General features: G+C 68.0%; 13 protein-coding genes. 7 read left to right on the top strand and 6 right to left on the bottom strand.

Features of this window, described 5'->3' with window-relative positions; all coding sequences use genetic code 11:
- Positions 1–380 precede the first annotated feature (380 nt).
- The gene (locus EV643_RS28095; protein WP_133803164.1) at positions 381–4,652 is read right to left on the bottom strand and encodes an nSTAND1 domain-containing NTPase; all 4,272 of its coding nucleotides are present in this window, start codon (positions 4,650–4,652) and stop codon (positions 381–383) included.
- A 174-nt stretch (positions 4,653–4,826) separates the two neighbouring features.
- On the opposite strand from EV643_RS28095, the gene EV643_RS28090 reads away from it, so the two are divergent.
- Positions 4,827–5,135, top strand: coding sequence for a hypothetical protein (locus EV643_RS28090; protein WP_133803163.1), 309 nt, complete (start codon positions 4,827–4,829; stop codon positions 5,133–5,135).
- A 495-nt stretch (positions 5,136–5,630) separates the two neighbouring features.
- Here the strand turns inward: EV643_RS28090 and EV643_RS28085 are convergent, their stop codons facing one another.
- Together EV643_RS28085 and EV643_RS28080 are read right to left on the bottom strand one after the other, a co-directional pair.
- The gene (locus EV643_RS28085) at positions 5,631–5,984 is read right to left on the bottom strand and encodes a pyridoxamine 5'-phosphate oxidase family protein (protein WP_133803162.1); all 354 of its coding nucleotides are present in this window, start codon (positions 5,982–5,984) and stop codon (positions 5,631–5,633) included.
- Positions 5,985–6,363: 379 nt separating this feature from the next.
- Positions 6,364–7,137, bottom strand: a complete 774-nt coding sequence (locus EV643_RS28080; RefSeq protein ID WP_133803161.1) for an alpha/beta hydrolase — start codon at positions 7,135–7,137, stop codon at positions 6,364–6,366.
- Between the two features lie 306 nt (positions 7,138–7,443).
- On the opposite strand from EV643_RS28080, the gene EV643_RS28075 reads away from it, so the two are divergent.
- A complete protein-coding gene (locus EV643_RS28075; protein WP_133803160.1) occupies positions 7,444–14,106 on the top strand; it encodes an RHS repeat-associated core domain-containing protein in 6,663 nt (2,220 codons plus the stop codon).
- 84 nt (positions 14,107–14,190) lie between these two features.
- Positions 14,191–14,382, top strand: coding sequence for a hypothetical protein (locus EV643_RS28070; protein ID WP_133803159.1), 192 nt, complete (start codon positions 14,191–14,193; stop codon positions 14,380–14,382).
- Positions 14,383–14,477: 95 nt separating this feature from the next.
- Here EV643_RS28070 and EV643_RS28065 read toward each other — a convergent pair whose 3' ends face one another.
- Both EV643_RS28065 and EV643_RS28060 read right to left on the bottom strand, forming a co-directional pair.
- The gene (locus EV643_RS28065; RefSeq protein ID WP_133803158.1) at positions 14,478–15,005 is read right to left on the bottom strand and encodes a DUF1707 SHOCT-like domain-containing protein; all 528 of its coding nucleotides are present in this window, start codon (positions 15,003–15,005) and stop codon (positions 14,478–14,480) included.
- Positions 15,002–15,691, bottom strand: coding sequence for a PadR family transcriptional regulator (locus EV643_RS28060; RefSeq protein ID WP_133803157.1), 690 nt, complete (start codon positions 15,689–15,691; stop codon positions 15,002–15,004). Before EV643_RS28060 ends, EV643_RS28065 begins: the two co-directional genes overlap by 4 nt.
- Before the next feature lie 193 nt (positions 15,692–15,884).
- Between EV643_RS28060 and EV643_RS28055 the strand changes: the two genes are divergently transcribed.
- The 3 genes from EV643_RS28055 (at position 15,885) to EV643_RS28045 (ending at position 18,271) form a co-directional block, all read left to right on the top strand.
- Positions 15,885–16,094 carry a three-helix bundle dimerization domain-containing protein gene (locus EV643_RS28055; RefSeq protein ID WP_133803156.1) on the top strand — a complete coding sequence of 70 codons (210 nt, stop codon included), beginning with the start codon at positions 15,885–15,887 and terminating at the stop codon, positions 16,092–16,094.
- Between the two features lie 139 nt (positions 16,095–16,233).
- A complete protein-coding gene (locus EV643_RS28050) occupies positions 16,234–17,103 on the top strand; it encodes an exodeoxyribonuclease III (protein WP_238165852.1) in 870 nt (289 codons plus the stop codon).
- Positions 17,104–17,131: 28 nt separating this feature from the next.
- The gene (locus tag EV643_RS28045) at positions 17,132–18,271 is read left to right on the top strand and encodes a hypothetical protein (protein WP_238165851.1); all 1,140 of its coding nucleotides are present in this window, start codon (positions 17,132–17,134) and stop codon (positions 18,269–18,271) included.
- Here EV643_RS28045 and EV643_RS28040 read toward each other — a convergent pair.
- Positions 18,264–18,764 carry a mycothiol transferase gene (locus tag EV643_RS28040; protein ID WP_133803154.1) on the bottom strand — a complete coding sequence of 167 codons (501 nt, stop codon included), beginning with the start codon at positions 18,762–18,764 and terminating at the stop codon, positions 18,264–18,266. The two genes, EV643_RS28045 and EV643_RS28040, sit on opposite strands and share 8 nt — an antisense overlap.
- 116 nt (positions 18,765–18,880) lie before the next feature.
- On the opposite strand from EV643_RS28040, the gene EV643_RS28035 reads away from it, so the two are divergent.
- Positions 18,881–19,912, top strand: coding sequence for an aldo/keto reductase (locus EV643_RS28035; RefSeq protein WP_133803153.1), 1,032 nt, complete (start codon positions 18,881–18,883; stop codon positions 19,910–19,912).
- Positions 19,913–19,921 lie beyond the last annotated feature (9 nt).

Raw genomic sequence — 19,921 nt, 5'->3', positions numbered from 1 at the left:
GTGGTGGCTCCAGGAAACCGGCGAACCGCGATGGTCCGGCAAGAGCCGACTTGCCAGAGCTACTGGAGATGGCGTCCCGCGTGGTGCCACACGTGGTGCGAAATCCTGGAAGCCCATGGTGGAATCGGCCCGTGGTGCGGGCGGCTGTGTCAGCAAAGACGCTGGTAGAGGGCGTCTGCAACGCTGAAAGTCTTCCTCGTAATGAGAAGGTCGTCGGTTCGATCACGACGAAGCGGCCCGCCTCGCGATGCGATCGAGAAAGCTCGGCGGCACTGTCTGGCGCGACCCCGAATCACTCGCCGTTGTCGCTGTCGGTCTCTCGTGCGCGTTCAACACCTCCCGTGTCGAGTAACAACCGCGGCACCGCTTCACCCGGCGGGTCACGGGCAGGTCTTCTCGTAGGGACGATTGCCGAAAGCCTGCGTCCACTCCTCATCGGTGAGGTTGCGACCGGCCATGCTGCAGGCGAAGTCCATCAACCGATCGATGCGTGTGTCCCACCGGTATGCGTTCCCGTCGTACGCGGCGATGGTCACGATGTCGTTGCCCTGGGTGAAGGTCGGTGAGACGAGGGCGGGTTCGCTGCCGGTTGCTGTCGTGACGGTGCCGAGGAGGTCGAGGGTGTGGGTGTCCCACAGGCTCACGGTGCCATCCGACGCTCCCGACACGATCCTCGTGCCGTCCGGCGAGAACCGGACGAACTCACCATTGCCGCCGTGGCCGGTCGTCGGTGCGCGCAGCTCGGCTCCGGCTGCCACATCGATGACCACGAGCTCGCCGCCGACCCCGGTGACGGCGATCCTGCGGCCGTCTGGTGAGAACGACGCGTCGAACAAGTTGAGGATCACCTCGCCGTCTGCGACGACCTCGCCGGTCGCGACGCGGATGACGCGCCATTGTGCCTTGGCGGCGTCCGGGGAATGCTCGAACAGGACCATTTGCTGCCCATCCGGCGACACCGCAGCGCAACAGTACTGACCCGGCCAGTCAAACCACTTGGTGTCCCCTCCGACATCGATGGCCGAGCCGCTAGGCCGCAGCCCGCGCGCGTCGAGCATGGTCGTCCAGCGGTCGGTGTCGGTGACTGCGATGCGGTTCCCGCGCTCGACATACGCGATCGACTCGATTTCCTTCTCGACGACCTGGCGCCGCACGATCACCCGGTTCGTCACGGAGTCGATGATCGCGATGACACCCGCCCGGTCGACGGCGGCGAAGTGACGGCTGTCCGGATGCCAGGTAGCCAGGGACCTCACCGGATCGATGTCCAGTCGCACGGGTGCGCTGCGAGCGCCGGTGGTCGAGTCGGCGAAACTCATCCACGCGGTCGCGGCGTCGCTCCAGATGTAGGCCGTTCGCCTGCCGTCTCTCGATGCGAGGACATGCGCGTACGTGCGCGCGGGCATCGGCTGGCTGCCCTGCAGGTACCGCTGCTGTCCGGACAGATCGTAGGCCCGGACGATGCCCTCGTCGCCGCCGGTGTACAACGTCCGGCCGTCCGGACTGAAGTCGACCCCCCACAAGATCTCGAACGACTTGATCCGTTGGCGGGGTCGGCCGGTGGCAGCGTCCCAGACGATGGCCTCGCCGTTGTGCGAGACGGAGCCGAGCACGGTGCCGTCACGAGAGAAGGCCAGTGCGCGCGGCTCGTCGATGTGGTCGGGCAGCAGCCTGACCGTCCTGCCTGTGCGCGCGTCGACAAGTCCGATCACGCTCCCGTCCGTGTAATCCTTGTTGAACAGTTGAAGAGCGATCAGCTTGCCGTCACGGGTGACGTCGATGCGCATAAAGCCGGTGAGATCCGGGCGCCGCCAAAGCTGTGCCCCCGTGGCGACGTCGTACGCCGTGAGTGGCTGCATGCTGTACAGAATGCGGCCGTCCGGACTGAGAGCGATGCCCTGAATCCACATCGGCAGGTTCACTCTGCGAGGGAGGCGGTCGGTCGCCTTGAGGTCCCACACGAGGGCGAAGCTCGGAGCGGACCTCGCCGCCGGAGCGTTGTCGGTGCCTTCCTGGAATGAGGCCGCGAGGTACCGCGCATCGGCGCTGAACGCCAACCCATGGCGCGTGAGCTTCTTCGTGCTCGGGAACGCGAGCGGCGGCGACACCTCCTCGAGCGTCTCCGCGTCCAACAGTCGAAGGAGCGGCTGGTCAGGCGGTGGGGGCGCATACGGCGGGTAGATCGCCGATGCGACGACGAACCTGCCGTCCGGGCTGAAGTGGGCTTCGCCGTACACCGGCGCCTCCAGGTCCGGTCCAAGGACGACGGTCTTGAGCACGCGGCCGGTGCCGGCGTCGTACAGGTGGAACCGCGCGTCGTCGTCACCGGAGACGATCCGGCGCCCGTCAGGGGATACCGAAATACCTTCCACATCGTCGCCGCGGCCAGGGAACGACCGGACCAGCAGCGGGCGCTTGCTCACCGCCGCGAGCAGGTTGGCGCGGGTCTCCGCGGAATCGTCCAGGCGCGCCCCGTGCGCCGCGAGCAGCAGCGAGTGGCTGATGCCTTCGGTGAGGAGCGCTCGAGTCCCGACCCGACGTGCGAGCTCGCTGGTCGCAGCCCGCTGGGCTGCTGTTGCCTGCTGGTCGGCGCGTTCGGCCTGGTTGACGGCGACCAGGCCGGCGATGAGTGCACCGGCGAGGAGCACGGCCGCCGTGCTCAATGCGGCGCTGAGGCGTCGATTGACCCGGATCTGGCGCCGGGCGATGTCCTCGGCGGCATGCAGCTCGGCCTCGGAGAGCCGCTTGCTCGCGGCGAGGAAGTTCCGCTCGGTGGCGGTCAGCGTGGGCTGACTGTTGTCCTGCCAGTCCAGGGCCTTGGCCAGGCGTACGCCGCGGTACAGCTCGCTGTCCGGGCGGCCGAGACCGTCCCAGGAGTCGGCGGCGACCGCCAGGTGGTGCAGGACGCGTTGGCCTTCGAGGTCGTCGTCGAGCCACCCGCGCAGCCGGGGCCAGGCCCGGGCGAGTGACTCGTGGGCGAGCTCGACCGCTCCGTCGTCGCTGGTCACCAGCCGAGCGTCGACCAACAGGTCGATCATCGCATCGTTCGCAGGGCTGGTGACGACCAGACGTCTGGGCAGCCGGCTACGAACCGGCTCGCCTTCCGGGCCGGGCGTGACCAGACGCAGCAACAGGTCGCGCAACACCGAGCGCTGCTCGGCCGGGACCCGCTCGTAGGCCCGTTCGGCCGACTGCGCCACGGCACCACGGATCCCGCCCGTGTCGCGGTAGCCGGCCACGGTGAGGGTGCGGCCCTCGCGGCGCTGCCAGGTCTCGGCGAGTGCGTGCGACATCAGCGGCAGCGCGCCGGGTTGGCCGGCGATCTCGGTGACCAGCACGTCGACCAGCCCTGGCTCGACCACGAGCGACGCCAGCCGGGCCGGTTCCTCGATCGCGGACCGCAGGTCCGGTTCGGTCATGGCCGCCAGCACGTACATCCCGTCGGCCACCAGGCGTGCGAACCCCTGGTGCGAGGAGACGTTGGCCATCCGATCCGCGCGGAACGACAAGATCAGTGGCGCCACGGCAGCGTGTGCCGTCAGCGCGGTCAGGAACGCCGCGCGCTCGGAGGGGTCCTGGCACAGCGAGAAGACCTCCTCGCACTGGTCCACAACGCACGCCGGCGGCGAGCCCCGGCCGGGCATCACGGTGGCAAACGTGGCGACCGGGTGCACGCCGGGCGTCATCACCACGACGGTCATCCCGTCGCGCCGCAGTGCGGCGGCGACACCGGCGCGCACCAGCGACGACTTGCCGCACCCAGACGGGCCGACCACCGCCAGCACCGAGGTGTCGGCGAGCTTCCGCAGGCCGGCCGCGACGTCGGCATCCCGGCCGAAGAACTCGGCTGCGTCGTCCACGTCGTACGGCTGCAGACCCCGGTACGGGCAGACCGGACTCGGCTCCGGCAACGCACTCGCCACCACCAGCGAGGGGTCTTGATGCAGGATCGCCTGCTCCAGCACGTCGATCTCGGGCCCCGGATCCAGGCCGAGCTCACGACTCAGCACGTCGCGCAGCTGACGCAACGTCCGCAGCGCCTCGGCCTGCCGGCCGGACTGGTACTGCGCCGTGGCAAGCAGGATCCACCGCCGCTCCCGCAGCGGCGCCTCCGCCACCAACGTCCGCGCTTTGGCCAGCACCCGGTCGTGCTGGCCAGAGCGCAGCGCCGAATCCACGTACAGCTCCTCCGCGGTCTCGCGCAGCTCGGTCAACCGGGCCGCCTCGATCCGCCCCGGATCCCACCCGTCCAGCTCGATCAGCGGCCGGCCGCGCCACAACGTCAGCGCATCAGCGAGCACCAACGCGGCCCGCTCCGGGTCGTCGGCGGCCAGCAACTCACGGGCACGGCCGACCGCGCGCTCGAAGCGTTGGGCGTCGATGTCGTCCAGCGGCACGGCGAGCCGGTAGCCCAGCGGCGTGGTCTCGATCGTGTGGCTGCCGAGCAGCTTGCGGAGCCGGACCACGCAGCCCTGCACGACCTTGGACCAGGTCGCCGGTGGCTGGTCGTCCCAGAGCACGTCGGCGAGTGCCTCCGCGCTGACTACCTCTCCTGGGTGTACGGCGAGAGCGGCGAGCACGACGCGATCACGTCGTCCGAGAACTGTTTCTTCCCCCTCGATCGTGAGCGGGCCGAGAACGGCGATACCCACATCTCGACTCTCGACCTGTCACCACACGTGGTCAAGGGCCGCGTTACCGCCGTGACACCGCCGTTTGTCGCCGTGTTACCGCTGCGCGCGACAAAGGGATCACCGACCGTCAGGCGTACCCGGACTACCGGCACAGGAAGTCCCGCCTTGACGCTCAAGAGGAGCGCAGCAGTCATGTCTGTACACAGCACGAAGAACGCAACCAAGACCACATCTCCCACACCGAACTCGATGGCGACCAAGCTGATCCGGCTGGCAGTGGGCGCGGGCGCCGGCCTCGCCCTCACAGTGATGGCCGCACCGGCCTCAGCCGACGTCAAGCCGGAGCCAAGTCCGGTTGTCCAGACTGTTGACGACGACGGTCTGGAAGCCACCTCGATCGCACTCGGCGCCTTCGGCGGAATCGCCCTCGCCGGCGCCGGACTGGGCGTCACCCTCGGCGTACAGCGCCGCCGCGACCACACAGCTATCCGGCCAGCCTGACCGGAGCGAACCTACAAGCGATCGCCGACGCAGACCGCGCCGGCGATCGCCCGCGTGGCGCAATGTTGCCCAAGCCACAACTCTGTCAATGGATCTGTCAATGAACCGGAGTCAGAACATGCCAGAGATGGCAGCCCAGACAGCCGTTGGGTCAGTCTGTGGCCTGTAGACAGCGGAGTCGGTGTGCAGCAGCGGACTTGTAAGGCGATGGCTACGGTTTGGATCCGGCGCCGGCCAGCCCGGCCGAGGGGGAGTGTCACTGACCTCCTGCGAGCGGTCGCGCGTGACGCGAGTCGTGACGCGAAATGGGGTCAAAGAGAGTTGGCGATGAGGGCAGATGAGATGAGAACCCGCATTACTGGAGTCTCAAGTCGTCCAGTGGTGAGGTTGCCATGGCTCTCATAATCCCTGGGTCGTGGGTTCGAGTCCCACCCGCCCCACCGCTGTGATTGTGTTACTCCGGCCGGTGTTGGACGGGCCGTGCTAGCGCGTGTTCTACGAGGATTCCTGCCAGGAGCGCTCGGCGAAGCTGAATAGCCGCTGCGGGGTCAATCGCAGCCAGGCCGCTGCCCAGTCGAGGCTGCCGCCGCCGTTGCGCAGCTCGGTGACGTCCTGGACGTACGCCGGGACCGTCGTCAGCACCTCGGCCGGGCCTTCGGTGAGCACCGCGGCGTGGGTGTCGTGCTCGCCCTCGAGTACGGACAGCGCGAGCCACGGATGGGCCTGTACGTTGCGGAGCCGGGTCGCCCCGCCGACCGTGGGGAGCCAGAACGCCTCCGCGTATACCGAGAACAGCGTCGGTGCGGCGTGCGCACGGCCGTCGGGCCGGGGTGGAGGACGCGAGCGCATATGTTCGGCGCCCCAGGTACTCGGCCAGCTGTAGTCCGGTCATCCGCCGCTCCGGCGGGTACGCCTTGCGCACCGCCTGCCCGGCCTGGCTGAAGGACGCTTCCTGCAGCCGGCCCAGCCAAGTCGCCAAGCTAGGAGCATCATCCACGCGTCGGATCCTATCGGGCGTTTGACCGCGATGCGATAGTCCCGATGCGGAGGCGCCTCAGGCTCGGCTGGCCCAGAGAAGGGTGTGGCCGCTGGGGCTTTCGGGAATGAATTCTTCTTGCTCCACCACGAGACCGGCGCGCTCGATCCAGGTTCGCGTCGTGGATGCATCGGCGTGGCACCACCACATCGGGACGTCGCCGCCGAGCCAGCTTCGTGGGCATGTCGTTGGTCAGCGGCTGACTCGGTCCAGGAAGGCGAACAGGGCTGGTTTCGTGGCCGCTGCCTCGGTATTGGAGAGGAGCTCGACGCCGTGGGCGGAGGAGTCCGCGACGATGACCAGCTTCTTGTCCTTGGCTGGTATGGCGGCGAAGTCCTTGCGTACCTCGGAGACCGGCAGGGTGTCGCCGTCACCGGCTAGATATAGCGTCGGCAACCGGAGCTTGGCGGCCAGCGGCGTGGTCGGCAACCGGTGCTGTACGTCGTACCAGGAAGCGCAGCTCAACACCACGACACCGGAGACTGCCGGGGTGATCATGGAGCCGCCGATCATGGATACGCAGCCGCCGACCGAGCCGCCGGCCAGCACAACCTCGGTCGCGCCGGCGTCCCGGACCTGGTCCACGACGGCCTGCAGTTCCTTGATTCGATCCAAGCCGGTCAGGGTGCCGTATTCCCACAGTGCGACCCGGTAGCCGCGGGCGACAAGCTCGGTTGCGACTTCGAACCAGTCGCAGGGCGATCCGCCCCACTCGTAGGACAACACGACGGCCCGGGCGGCGTCCCCCAGCTGCAGGCCGCTGACCGCGGTGCCGCCGGCAACAGGTGCAGTGAACGCCTTCGCGCCCTCGGGCGTGCACGCAGCCAGCATCCCGGCCGAGCTGGGTGTTGTCGGCGAGGTCGGCGACGTCGGTGCCGGCTCGGCTGGATCTGACCCGGACCCGCATCCGGCCATTCCGAGCGCGAGGAGGAGGACGAGTACCGCGGACCGACCGACATTCAGCACGAACGCCTCCAAGCGCGCTATAGCAAATGTGAGCCGGACCAGGATCCCCTACACCGCGCTATGCGGTGAAGTGCTGACTCGGGTCCAAGCGGACGCCGGAGAGCCACTGGCCGGGAGTGGTCCGGCGGCGGACGGACTCGCTGCGGAACCGGAGTCCAAGGCCGAAAGTCAAGCTCGGTTGCAACTAGTTGCAGTTTGGGTAACGAGCACGGCCGGGTAGGCGATGGTTGGGTCGCTGACCCGCTCGACGATCTGTCCCGGTCGTCGAAGTCGCCCCGGTCGGCGTGAGGCCCTTGGGGGTTGCCAGTGTTCGTCCTGGATCGATCGCAGCGTGCCCGCCTGCAGAAGTTCCCGAGATTCACCGCTGCGGTGGTCTCGTTGGCTCTGCTAATAGCCGGGATTGAGGCGAACCACACTGACCCGGCCGAGGCCGCCGTCCCGTCGGCCGACCCGAAACCCGCGGAACCGAAGGTGGTTTCGCGTCCGGATGTCCTGTCGGCGTCGGTGACGGCGCGGTCGCAGGGCAGCCGGGTCGAGGTCGAGTCGATGCGGACCGAGACCTCGACCACCTGGTCGAACCCGGACGGCACGATGACCACAGACGCGCATGCTGCGCCGATCCGGTTCAAGACCGCTTCGGGCGGATGGCAGGACATCGACCTGACTTTGCAGAAGGGGATCGACGGTTCGGTTGCGCCGCGCGGTCACCAACGTGGCCTGCAGCTGGGCAAACGCAATGCGGCGACCGGGCAGGTGTTCGCGTCGTCCGATACCGGCGCGGGCCAGCGAGTGGAGTGGATCTCGCCCTGGAAGCTGCCCGAGCCGACCCTCGACGGGACCAAGGCGACGTACGCCGACGTACAGCCGGGTGTAGACCTTGTCTTGGATGCCCGCCGCAACGGTTTCGAGAACGACTTCATCCTCAAGCATCGGCCGGCTGCGGCGCCCGTGTGGCGGATCCCCTTGCGTACCAAGGGTTTGACGCCGCGGCAGCTCAAGGACGGCACGATCGAGTTCGTCGACGCGAAGAACGTGGTGCGGTCGCGGATCCCGATCGGTTTCATGTGGGACGCCGCGATCGACGGGGTCACTGGTGAGCCTTCGCACAAGGCCGCGGTGAACGTAACCGTGGAAAAGGTGTCGCCTGGCAAGGCGACCTTGGTGATCGCTCCGGACGCGAAGTGGTTGCTGGACCCGACGCGGGTGTTCCCGGTGACGGTGGACCCGACGTACGCGAACACGCCGGTGATGGCGACGTTCGACACCTTCGTCCAAAGTGGTTTCACGTCGGACCTGTCGTCGACGGTGGATCTGCGGGTCGGTAAGAACGGGACGGTCACGGAGCGGTCGTTCCTGAACTTCCCGACCGCGCCGTTCATCGGCAAGGACATCGTCTCGGCGCACCTGTCACTGATGCAGTACGGCTCGGTGACGTGTACGCCGACGGTGGTCAACGTGCATTCGGCGAATCCAGCGACCACCTCGACGCGGTGGACCGCGCAGCCGACCACGAGCATCCAGGTGTGGGGTTCGGTGTCGGCCGCGAAGGGCTTCTCGAGCGCCTGCGCAGCCGACCGGATCTACATCCCGATGACCGGCCTGGCGCGGTTCTGGTCAGATGTCACCTACCCGACAGCGGGAGTCGCGCTGAAGGCCGCGAACGAGGCGGATGCGAACTCGTGGAAACGGTTCTACTCCACCGAGGGCCCCGCCGATCCCTACATCTCCCTCACCTGGAACCGTCCCCCGGCAACGCCGGCCAAGGTCAACCCGAGCGAGGCGATCGCCTATCGCCCGATCGGTGAGGTCTTCTTCGGCACGATCTACTCCCCAAACCTCCGGCCGTGGGTGAAGACGAAGGCGACCGACCCGGATGGCAACACCGTCAAGTACGTCTACGAGTTCCACGACAGCGCGACCGTCGGGCCGAACACGCTGAAGGCGACCTGCACCTCGTCGGTCTATGCCTCGGGCACGGAGGCCGGCTGCCGACCCAGTTCGGATCTGCCGGAGAACACTCAGATCTACATCCGGGCCAAGACCAACGACGGCCGGGTCGACAGCCCGTGGACCGACTGGACGGCTCTGAGGATCGGCAGTCAGCCTGCGGCACCGCCGACGATCGACTGCCCGCCGCCGTACCAGGACGGCACCTGGCAGGACAGCGAACCGGCCACCGACGTGACCTGCACGATCAGTGCGACCGGCACCGGATACTCGGCACCCGGCTACATCCGAGTCACCGTCGACGGCCAGCCGTACCCTAACTACGACGAAGGCGGTGAAGCAGGGCGGATCAAGATCCGCCAGTCGACCGATCCGGCGATCGCCAAGACGACCGTGACCATTCCCCAGTCGGTCGCCGGCCTGCACGTGATCAGCGCGGTCGCGGAGACGCCCGCCGGCCGGCTGTCGAGCGCCCGGACGCACAGTTTCGGCTGGGGTGGCTCCGGGATGACCTCGCCGGTCGCGAACCCGCGGACCACGACGACCAGCACGGTCCGGATCGCCGCCTCCGGTCCGCCCAAGGGGCAGTCCAGTTCGGTGGCGGCCCACGTTCGCTGGCGCGTCTCGGGCTACGGCAACGCCGACGACACGGTGGGCTGGAACGAGCACGCCACTGCTCTCACCGTCAACGACAAGGGCGCCGGTGGAGTCAGTGTCTCCACGCTGTGGGATGCCAACAGCGCGAAGGTCGACGCTTTCCTCGACTCCGATCCCAACACGGCCGGGATGCAGCCGACGACACTGAACGACAGGGTTCCGGTTCTGCTCGACGTACAGGTCTGCTTCACCTACACCTCGTCGACCCAGTGCACCTGGTCGCAGACTCCGAACACCACGATCCAGCGGCTACCGCATGCCTTCGGCAACGGTTTCCCGACTGCCGCGGCCGGGCCCGGACAGGTAGCGCTGTGGACCGGTGAGTTCAACACCGACGCCACCGATGTCTCGGTGCCGGGGTACACCGGTGACCTGTCGATCTCGCGGTCGCACTCGACGTACGCGGGGCCGACCAACAACATCGACGGCGCGTTCGGTCAGGGCTGGGTCGCCCAGTTCGACGGCGCGGAGGCGGGTGCCGCGGGCATGCAGGTGGTCGACTCCACGAAGGTCGACGGCACGATCGCGCTGGTCGACGGCGACGGCACGAGCCTGATCTTCGAGTCTCCGTCGGGACTGCGGCGTGCGGGTGCCGCGTTCGAACTCGGCGCCTGGGTTCCGGCGGACGAGGACACCGAGCTGGACGGATCGAAGCTGACCGTGTCCGGGACCGGGGCGTCGACGATGCTGTCCTACACCGAGGACGACGGCGCCGTCACGACCTGGAAGGCGGCCGCCGCACCGACCACCTCGGCGCCGACGTTGTTCCGGCCGGAGACGATCGCCGAGCCTGGGATCGCGGCCAAGACCACATTCGCCTATGACGGCGACGGCCGGGTGGTTCGGATCCTGTCGCCGGCGCCGCCGGGTGTCACCTGCGCCGCGTACGACCCGACCAAGCCACCGCTGACCGGCATGAACGCCGGATGCCGTGCGCTGCGATTCGTGTACACGACGATCGGCGCGACCCGTGTGCGGTTGAGCGAAGCGTGGCTCGACATCTACAACCCGGACAAGGCCGGTGGTGCCGCGATGGACTCGATCAAGGTCGCTGCCTACACCTATGACGTCAATGCTCTCCTGACCAAGGTGACCGATCCGCGGTCGAACCTGTCCACGGAGTACACCTACAACTCGGCGAACCACCTGACGTCGGTGAAGCCGGCCGGGCAGGTCCCGTACCAGCTCAACTACGTGACGGTCGATCAGCGGGAGAAGCTCGACACGGTGAAGCGCGATCGCCCAGCAGGTGATCCGGCCGGTGGTATGGCGACGTTGGCGAGGTTCGTGTACGACGTACCGCTGTCGGGTGCGGGTCTTCCGGATCTCTCGACCACCTCGGTGGCGCGCTGGAACCAGAAGGCGGCACCCGCGTTCGGGTTCGGCGTGTTCGGACCGGACCACCCGGTCGCCGGTACGCCGACTGCTGACGACTGGCAGTACGCCGATCTGCAGTACACCGATGCGGCCGGCTATACGGTCAACGCCGCGAAGTACGGCGCTGGTGACTGGCAATACACCTCAACCGATTACAACGAGCAAGGCAACGTGGTCCGCGAGCTCGACGAGCGTGCTCTGCGCTCGGTGATCGACGAGTCGCTTCCGGCGGGTGCGGCGGTGGACCAGCTCGCCTCGGTGTCGGTCTACAACGCCGACGTCAAGAACGCCGCCGGTACCGTCGTCACGCCGGCCGGGACGCTCGTCACCGACACCTACGGCCCGTCGCGGTTCGCCACTTTGAAGGACGGCAGCGTGCGATGGGTCCGCACCCACACCCACTTCGACTTCGACGAGTTCGCGCCGAACGCCGGGATCAACCCCGACACGACGCTGCCGTACCGGTTGCCGACGACGGAGACCACCTCGGCCTTCGATCCCGGTGCCGGGACCGACCAGGTCATCTCCCGCACCCTCACCGACTACGACCCGCCGGTCAGCGGTGACCCTTCCGGCTGGGCGCTCGGCCTGGCCGGCCGAGTCATCACCGACGCGAATCCGGCCGGACCACGCAACGAGACCACCGGCGACAGCGTCAAGATCAGCCGGTACGACGCCGAGGGACGCGTCATCGACACCCGTCAGCCGAACTCCAGCGGCGCGGACGCGGGCACGACGAAGACCGTCTACTACACCACCGCCGCCAACTCAGTGATCCCGGAGTGCGGCGCCAAGCCCCAATGGGCCGGCCTGATCTGCAGGACCTACCCGGCCGCGGTCCCGGCCTCGAGCACCGGCGCAACCCCGCCGCTGCCAACCACGACGACGAGCAACTTCACCTACCTGCTCGCCCCCAAGACCGTCGTCGAAACCTCCGCCTCGGTCACCCGTACCCTGGCCACGACGTACCTACTGGACGGCCGCCCGCAGACCACCAAGACCACGGTCCTCGGCGTCTCCAGCTCGAACCCGAACACAGAGAAGACCACCACCTACGACTCCACGACCGGTCAAGCCACGGCCGTCACGGCCAAGGCAGCCGACAACACGACGACGACTGTCACCACTGGCTTCGACACCTGGGGGCGTGCCACCACCTACCAGCCTTTCGGCGAGCAACCAACCACAACGGTCTACGACGCCGCCGGATCGGTAGCCACGGTCACCGACTCCAACGGCTCAACCCGCTACACGTACGACGGCACCGACGCCGCCGGAAAGGCCGAGCACCGGGGTCTACCCACCAAGGTCGAGGTAACCACCGCAGGCTCCACCTGGTCGTCGACAGGCGCCTACGATGCGGGCGGTGCGATGACCGTGCAGAAACTGCCGGGCGGTATCACCCAGCACAACGACCTCGACAACGTCGGCGAACCCACCGGCCTCCGCTACACCGGCCAGATCACGACGCTGAACGAGGACGGCTCCACCACAGTCGATCCCGACGGGCCCTGGCTCTCCTGGTCCCTCGAGAACGACGTAAGCGGCCAGGTCACACACGAATGGACCCCCGACGGCACCGCCTTTACCGGCTCCACCGGCGACACTCCTGGAGACGCAATCGGTTACAACCGCTCCTACGCGTACGACAGCATCGGCCGCCTGACCCAGGTCCAAGACCGCACCGCCGCAACCACCGGCGTGGACGTCACCGATCCGACCCAGGCTCCCGGTTGCGTCACCCGGACGTACGGCTTCGACGGCAACGACAACCGCCTGACCAAGTCCACTGCTCCCGCGGCTGCCGACGGCGCCTGCTCCACCTCCGGTGCCACGACGATCTCCCGGGCGTTCGACACCGCGGACAGGCCGGTCACCGGGGCGAACGGCGTCGGCACCTACACGTACGACGCTCTCGGCCGCACCACCACACTGCCGGCCTCGGATGCCCCCAAACCGGCCGACGGCGACATCACCCTGGGGTATTACGACAATGACCTGGCCCGCTCCATCACCCAGGGCGGCTCCACCACAACCTTCACCCTCGACACCCTGGACCGCCGCTCGGTCGAGACGGTGACCGATTCTTCAGGGTCCAGCCAAAAGGTGCGGCACTACGCCGACACCACCGACAACCCGACTTGGGTCACCGAAGGCACCAACACCACCCGCTACGCCGAACTGATTGGCGACGATCTGTCGCTGACAGTCGATCAAGCGGGGAAGGGCCGCTTGACCCTGGCGAACACGCACGGGGATGTGGTCAGCACCATCGAGTTGCCGGCCGACGGGCGGCCGGCGACCACGATGGGCGGATGGAACAGCTTCGACGAATACGGAAGTGCCCAGACCATCGCTGACACCGGAGTGATCACCTACGGCTGGCTCGGTGCCAAGCAGCGCGCGACGTCGGGTGCCGACCTGATCCTGATGGGGGCACGGCTGTACAACTCCGCGTCCGGCCTGTTCAGCAGCACCGACCCGGTCGACGATGGTGGCGCCAACGCCTACGCCTATCCGACGGATCCGATCAACCAGGTCGACCTTGACGGCAAGAGGTGGTGCTGGAAGCTCTGCCGAGCCGGCAATGAATATGTCCGCTGGCATTGGCGGAACGACCGTTGGGGCCTGGACTTCTTGGCGCTTCTTCCCTTGGGCAAGTCGATCAAAGCGGTGCGGATCGCTCGTAAGGCGCAGAAGTCCAAGAGCCTCTGGAAGGCCATCGGCGGAGGTTGTAAGGGCAAGCTCAACTGCGCCTCGGCCGTGACCGGCAACATCCTGGGAATCCAAGACGCCTGGAACGGCAGGAAGGATTGGTGGGGCGGCCAGAAGAGGTTCTTCGGCTATCTCCGCCCCAAGTTCCGGAGATTCGGATACAAGATCTGGCGACGCAGTCGCCCGTATCGCAGCACCGTCTACAGCAGAGCGAAGCGCGCCGCGAACAGCTATTGCCGCATCACGACTTACCGCGCTTGCTGGTGGAGGTAATCCGGTCAGAGGCGCTGGGTGAGACCTTGTGCGGTTGTAGTTTGAGAGGCCTACTCGCGGTATTACCTCTGGAGGGGTGAAGCGATGGCATGGGGAAAGGGCAAGTACAAGGGGCAGGATCCGGAGAACGGTGGCTGGATGCCGGGGCGCAAGGCCAAGCGCGCTGCCGGTTCGGGCGGCGGCATGAAGGGTGACCAGGTCGTCAGTCCGAAGGGAAAGGTCACAGGGAATTTCGCCGGCCGCCAGCGCAAGCAGGGTAACGAGCACGGCGTTTGACCGCGGCGTCGGCCGGAACCCCACGCCAGCACACCCGCGCACCCAGGACTCGGGTCCTGGGTGCGCTGGGTTGAGCGGTCAGCGGACGCTGAGGGTCATGCTCGGGTGTGGTTGCGGTGGTGTTGGTAGTGGTGGCGGTGCTGCCATTTACCGCCGAAGAGGGCTACCCAGAAGAGGATCCAGAGGAGCCAGGGGGCGGTCATGACGACGGCGGCTACCAGGCCGAGCATCAGGAGTGGGGCCAGGAAGAAGAACGGTGGCGGTGGGCCTTGCCGGAAGCGTGGCGGGCCGGAGCGGGGTCCCCGCGACCGTCCGTGTGACCACGCGGGCGACCAGGCCGGCGAGCCGGGGGACCAGGTGCGCGGATCGTCTTGGCCGTCCGGTAGGTCGTCGAACAGCGGGGTCAGGTCGTCGGCGTACCGGGCGCGGGTTGCCAGGCCGCTGCGTTCTTCGAACTCCTCCTGGGTCAGCCGGCCGGCGACGAAGTGGTCGCTGAGCAGGGAGACCGCCTGGTCGCGTTCGGCGTCACCGATCCGGACGAAGCCGGTGCGTGCCACGTCGTTGGAGGTCGGGATCAGGTCGATGCGGATCGAGCCGGGTTTGGCCGGGTAGTACTGGCTCATGAGCGGTCCTGGTCGTCTTCGGCGAGGATTCCGTACAGCTTGCGCCGGAGTTCGGCCAGCGCCTCGCGGGCCCGGGCCTGCTGATCCGGAGTACCGGCTGCGAGGATCTGCCACATTGCGGCAGCCACCTGGCCGAGCAGCGGTTTCAGGCCGCTCTCGTCGTCATCGGCCGGCGCCGTCATCGCCTCCCACGGAGCCGCCACCTCGTCGGCGTGCTCGGCGACATAGGTGCGGCCCTCTTCGGTCAGGGTGAATGTGCGGCGCCCGACCTCGGCGTCCGCGGTGACCAGGCCCTCGTCCTCGAGTTGCTGCAGGGTGGGGTAGATCGAGCCCGGGCTGGGCTTCCACATCCCGCCGCTGCGCTCGGCGATCTCCTGGATGAGCTGGTAGCCGTTCATCGGTTGCTCGGCCAGTACGGCGAGGATCGCGGCGCGAACGTCACCGCGACGCGCCTTCGGTCCGCGCCAGCCGCGCGGTCCACCTGGGCCCCACGGCGGTGGGCCGAACCCCGGGCCGCCACCGAACATGGCCCACGGCCCGCCGAATCCCTGGTGGCCGCGATGGCCACGGTGCCCGGTCATGGCGGCGAACCACTCCCGCTTGAGGTCCTGCTTCATGTCATCGGAAATGCAGTGCTGCGCGAACCGCAACCAGGGCCACCCGGGTGCGTACGTCGATCCGGTCATGCCGACCACCGTTCCTTCACCAAGAGCTGTCGCGATACGTCGACGATATATCGCGACAGATTGGTATTCAAAGGGTTGGGCCCAGTCTCCCCGGAGCCGGAAGCGCAGACCCCAGAGCTGGAAGCCGAGACCTCCCAGTGCCGGAATCCGAGACGCCCTTGAACCCGGCGCGGGGACCTGGTGACCATGAAACATGGACAGGTCCGAAGAAGATCGCGCCATCAACGAGGTCGTCGAACGCCTGGCGCAACAGTTCCCGCAGTTGCCGGAGGAGGAGATCGCCGGCGTCGTCTCGGAGTCCCGCCCCGAGTTCGCCGCGGCCCCGATCCGCGACTTCATCCCCCTCTTCGTCGAACGCAGCGCGAAGCACCGGATCAGAACAGAGCGCCTGACGTCGGCTTGAGTTCGGCGCAACGGTCTCCGGCCGCAACCCCTCCGCGGCCGGAGACCGCTGCATGCCGGCCGCTGGGCTGGGGCTGTGGAGCGGTTTGCGCGGGTGGTTCCTGCGGCGGGATGAGTGGCTGGGGACTACCGTAGGTCGGGTGCGAGTAGCGACCTGGAACGTCAACTCTGTGAAGCAGCGGATGCCTCGGTTGTTGGGGTGGCTGGACGAACGGCAGCCGGATGTCGTGTGCCTGCAGGAGACCAAGCTGGCGAATGACGCGTTCACCGAGTTGCTCGATGAAGAGCTGTCGAGCCGTGGCTATCAGACCGCGCTGTACGGCGAGGTGCAGTGGAACGGGGTCGCGCTGCTCTCCCGGGTCGGCCTGGAAGACGTCGTGACTGGGGTTGCCGGCGCGCCCGGGTTTCCCAATCCGGAGGCGCGAGCGGTGGCGGCGACCTGCGGTGGGATCCGGATCCACTCGCTGTACGTGCCGAACGGACGCGTGCCGGACTCGGATCACTATCAGTACAAGCTGGCCTGGCTCGCGGCGTTGCGGGAGGTGATCGCGGCCGGGCCCGACGAGCAGATCGTCTGTGGCGACATGAACATCGCGCCGACGGACGCCGATGTGTTCGACCCGGTCGCGTACATCGGGCAGACGCACGTGACGGCTCCAGAGCGGCAGGCGCTGGCGGAGCTGATGTCGAGCAAGGGGCTGCACGACGTCGTACGGGATCGGTGGCCGGACGAGCGGGTGTTCAGCTACTGGGATTACCGGGCCGGGATGTTCCACCAGGATCTCGGCATGCGGATCGACCTGATGCTCGCGACCGGACCGGTGGCCGAGCGGGTGCAGGCGACGTGGATCGATCGCAAGGCGCGCAAGGGGACCGGGCCCAGCGACCACGCACCGGTGATCGTCGATCTGGATGTCGCGCCGGACGGTGACATCGGGCCGGTTGTGCCGCCGCCGTCGGCACCGCGCAAGCCCGGCAAGCGCACGACCAAGCTGCCACAGGACCGCTGAGCGAACCCGCCGGATGTCAAGCTGCCGCATGCGCAACAGATGGATGGGGAGCGTCGCAGCGCTGGTGGTCACGGCGTTGGTGGTCGGTGGCTGCAGCGAGGACAAGGCCGCCGCGCCCGAACCGGTGGCGTGGACGAAGGTCGAGCTGCCGGCCGAGCCCGTGGTGCTTTCGGGAAGTGGCGAGCAACTGCTGGTCGGGATGCGCGATCGGAGCGCGAAGGTGGTGCCGCGGCTGCTGTTGCTCGACGGGGAACGGCAGCAGGAGATCAAGGTCGCGGCGAAGAGCCCGTACGCGTTCGAGGCGATCTGGTACTCGATCGCGTACGACGGACGCCGGCTGGTCGCACTCGGGGGAGCCGCGGGTGGCGCGCACTCGAACACCCGGTGGACCGTCTGGACCGGTACGACGACGACCGCGCTGACCGAGCATCCGCAGGAGTTCAACACCTTCGGCGGGCAGACCGCAGGAGCCCTGTACTCCGCGGTGATCACCCCGACCGGGCAGGCGTTGCTCGGCTCGTGGGGGAGCTCGACCTCGGGCCTGGACGCGGCCGTCTGGTTGCCGACCGACGCGACCGGCACCAAGTGGACCCGGCAGGACTCGGCCGGCACCGCGCTCAGCAGTACGCCGTCGTTGCTGGTCGGACCCAGCTTCGGAACGACGTCGGGCAAGGCGATCGTGCAGACCGGGTCGCAGGTACGGCTGGCCCCGAACGTGGTCCAGCAGGAAGCCGCCGTCTGGCAGTCCACCGACCTCAACCAGGGCTGGAACCGGGTCGCGCTCCCCGAACCGGGCAACCGCAGCCAGGGCGTCACCGCCGCCTGCGCCGCGACGCGCTGCACTGTCTCCGGCTATGCCGACGGCAAACTCGCGATCTGGCAGCTCGACGGAGCCGCCAAGCGGCTCAGAAACGTCCCGGACATCACCATCGGCGACAAGGACAAGCTGCCCCCGCCGATCGACGACAACGGACAACTGATCCAGATCGTTGCCGATGGCAATCACGTGAAAGTGGTCAGCGGCCAGGACGGCGGCCCCTGGACCGTGCGGGACTCGACCGGCCCGGCGGGCACCGTGAAGGACGCCAGGCTGATCGGCCGCACGCTCTATCTCGTGGCGGGCCCCGCCGACGGGCCGGCCGCGCTCTGGAAGACGGACCTCAGCTGATCAGCCCCCTCACGTACGCCGCCTGACCGACGTGCTGCAGATCGTCGGAGATCACGCTGATCAGCCGCACCCCGAGGCTGACCGGCGGGTTCCACCGGCGATCCACGATCCGGTCCAGCTCGGCGTCGGTCAGCTCCTTGATGTACTCCAGGGTCCGCGCGTGCACGGCCTCGTAGTACCCGGTCACCTGTTCCGCCGAGAGCCTGACCGCGGCCACGTCGGCCGAGCTGTGTCCGTAGCCGGTGTCGGCCGGGTCGAACGGCAGCCCCAGCCGCTCATGCCAGCCGTCGGCGACGTACACCTGCTCATATCCGCCCGCATCGGCCAGGTGGTCGTCCTGGATCCGGGTCAGGTGCCAGATCAGCCAGGCGATCGAGTTGCCGACGCCGTCCGGGCGGGTGCTCAGCGCCTCATCGCCAAGCCCGTCGACGGCCCCCTGCACCTCCTCCAGGACCCGGCCGAAAGCATCTGTCAGCAGTTCGCTGGTGTTCATCACTTTCCCTTCATCACGCGGACGATCGTCACAGTAACCCCACGCCCGGACAGTTTCCGGAGCCGCCGAATTCCAGGCCACTAGGGTGAGGAGCAACCAGACCTGAAGGAGCAGCTGTGGAATACCGCACCCTGGGCGCCAGCGGCACTGTCGTCTCCACCTATGCGCTGGGCACCATGACGTTCGGCAACGAGACCGACGAGGCCGGCGCGCACGAGCAACTCGACAGTTACGTCGACGCCGGCGGCACGTTGATCGACACCGCGGACGTGTACACGGCCGGCGCGTCCGAGGAGATCGTCGGCAGCTGGCTGGCGAAGAGTTCGGCCCGCGAGAACGTCGTCCTGGCGACGAAGGGACGGTTCCCGACCGGCGACGGGCAGAACGACGTCGGCACGTCCCGCCGGCACCTCCGTCGTGCGCTCGACGCGTCGCTCCAGCGGCTCGGGGTGGACCAGGTCGACCTCTACCAGTTGCACTCGTGGGACCCGATCACGCCGCTCCAGGAATCGCTCAGCTTCCTCGAGGACGCCGTACGGGCCGGCAAGATCGCGTACGGCGGGTTGTCCAACTTCACCGGTTGGCAGCTGCAGAAGGCATGCGACTTGATCGACCGGCGCGGGTGGTCGCCGCTGGTCACCCTGCAGCCGCAGTACAACCTGCTGGTCCGCGAGATCGAGTGGGAGATCATCCCGGCGGCCCAGGAGAATGGGCTCGGCCTGCTGCCGTGGTCGCCGCTGGGTGGCGGCTGGCTGACCGGTAAGTACTCCTTCGACGAGGCGCCGACCGGTGCGACCCGGCTGGGGGAGAACCCGGACCGCGGTGTCGAGGCCTGGGCCCGCCGCAACCAGAACGAGCGGGTCCGCGCGGTGGTCGAGACGGTACGCCGGATCGCCGAGGAGCGCGGGATCTCAATGGCCCAGATCGCGCTGGCCTGGTTGGTCGATCGGCCGGCCGTGACCTCGGTGATCCTGGGCGCGCGGACCATGACCCAGCTCGACGACAACCTCGCCGCCGCCGACCTGCACCTCACCGCCGAGGAGCGCGCCGAGCTCGACGAGGCCAGCGATCCAGGCGCCGCGGATTACCCGTACGGCGGCCCCGGCGTGGCCCAGCGAGACCGCCCGATCGCCGGCGGCCGCGGGTAGAGAGCGATG

Origin of the sequence: Kribbella caucasensis (assembly GCF_004361855.1) — a bacterium.
Classification (GTDB): domain Bacteria; phylum Actinomycetota; class Actinomycetes; order Propionibacteriales; family Kribbellaceae; genus Kribbella; species Kribbella caucasensis.
Note: the sequence above shows the minus strand (reverse complement) of the source record. Positions and strands in the feature narration are given on the sequence as shown.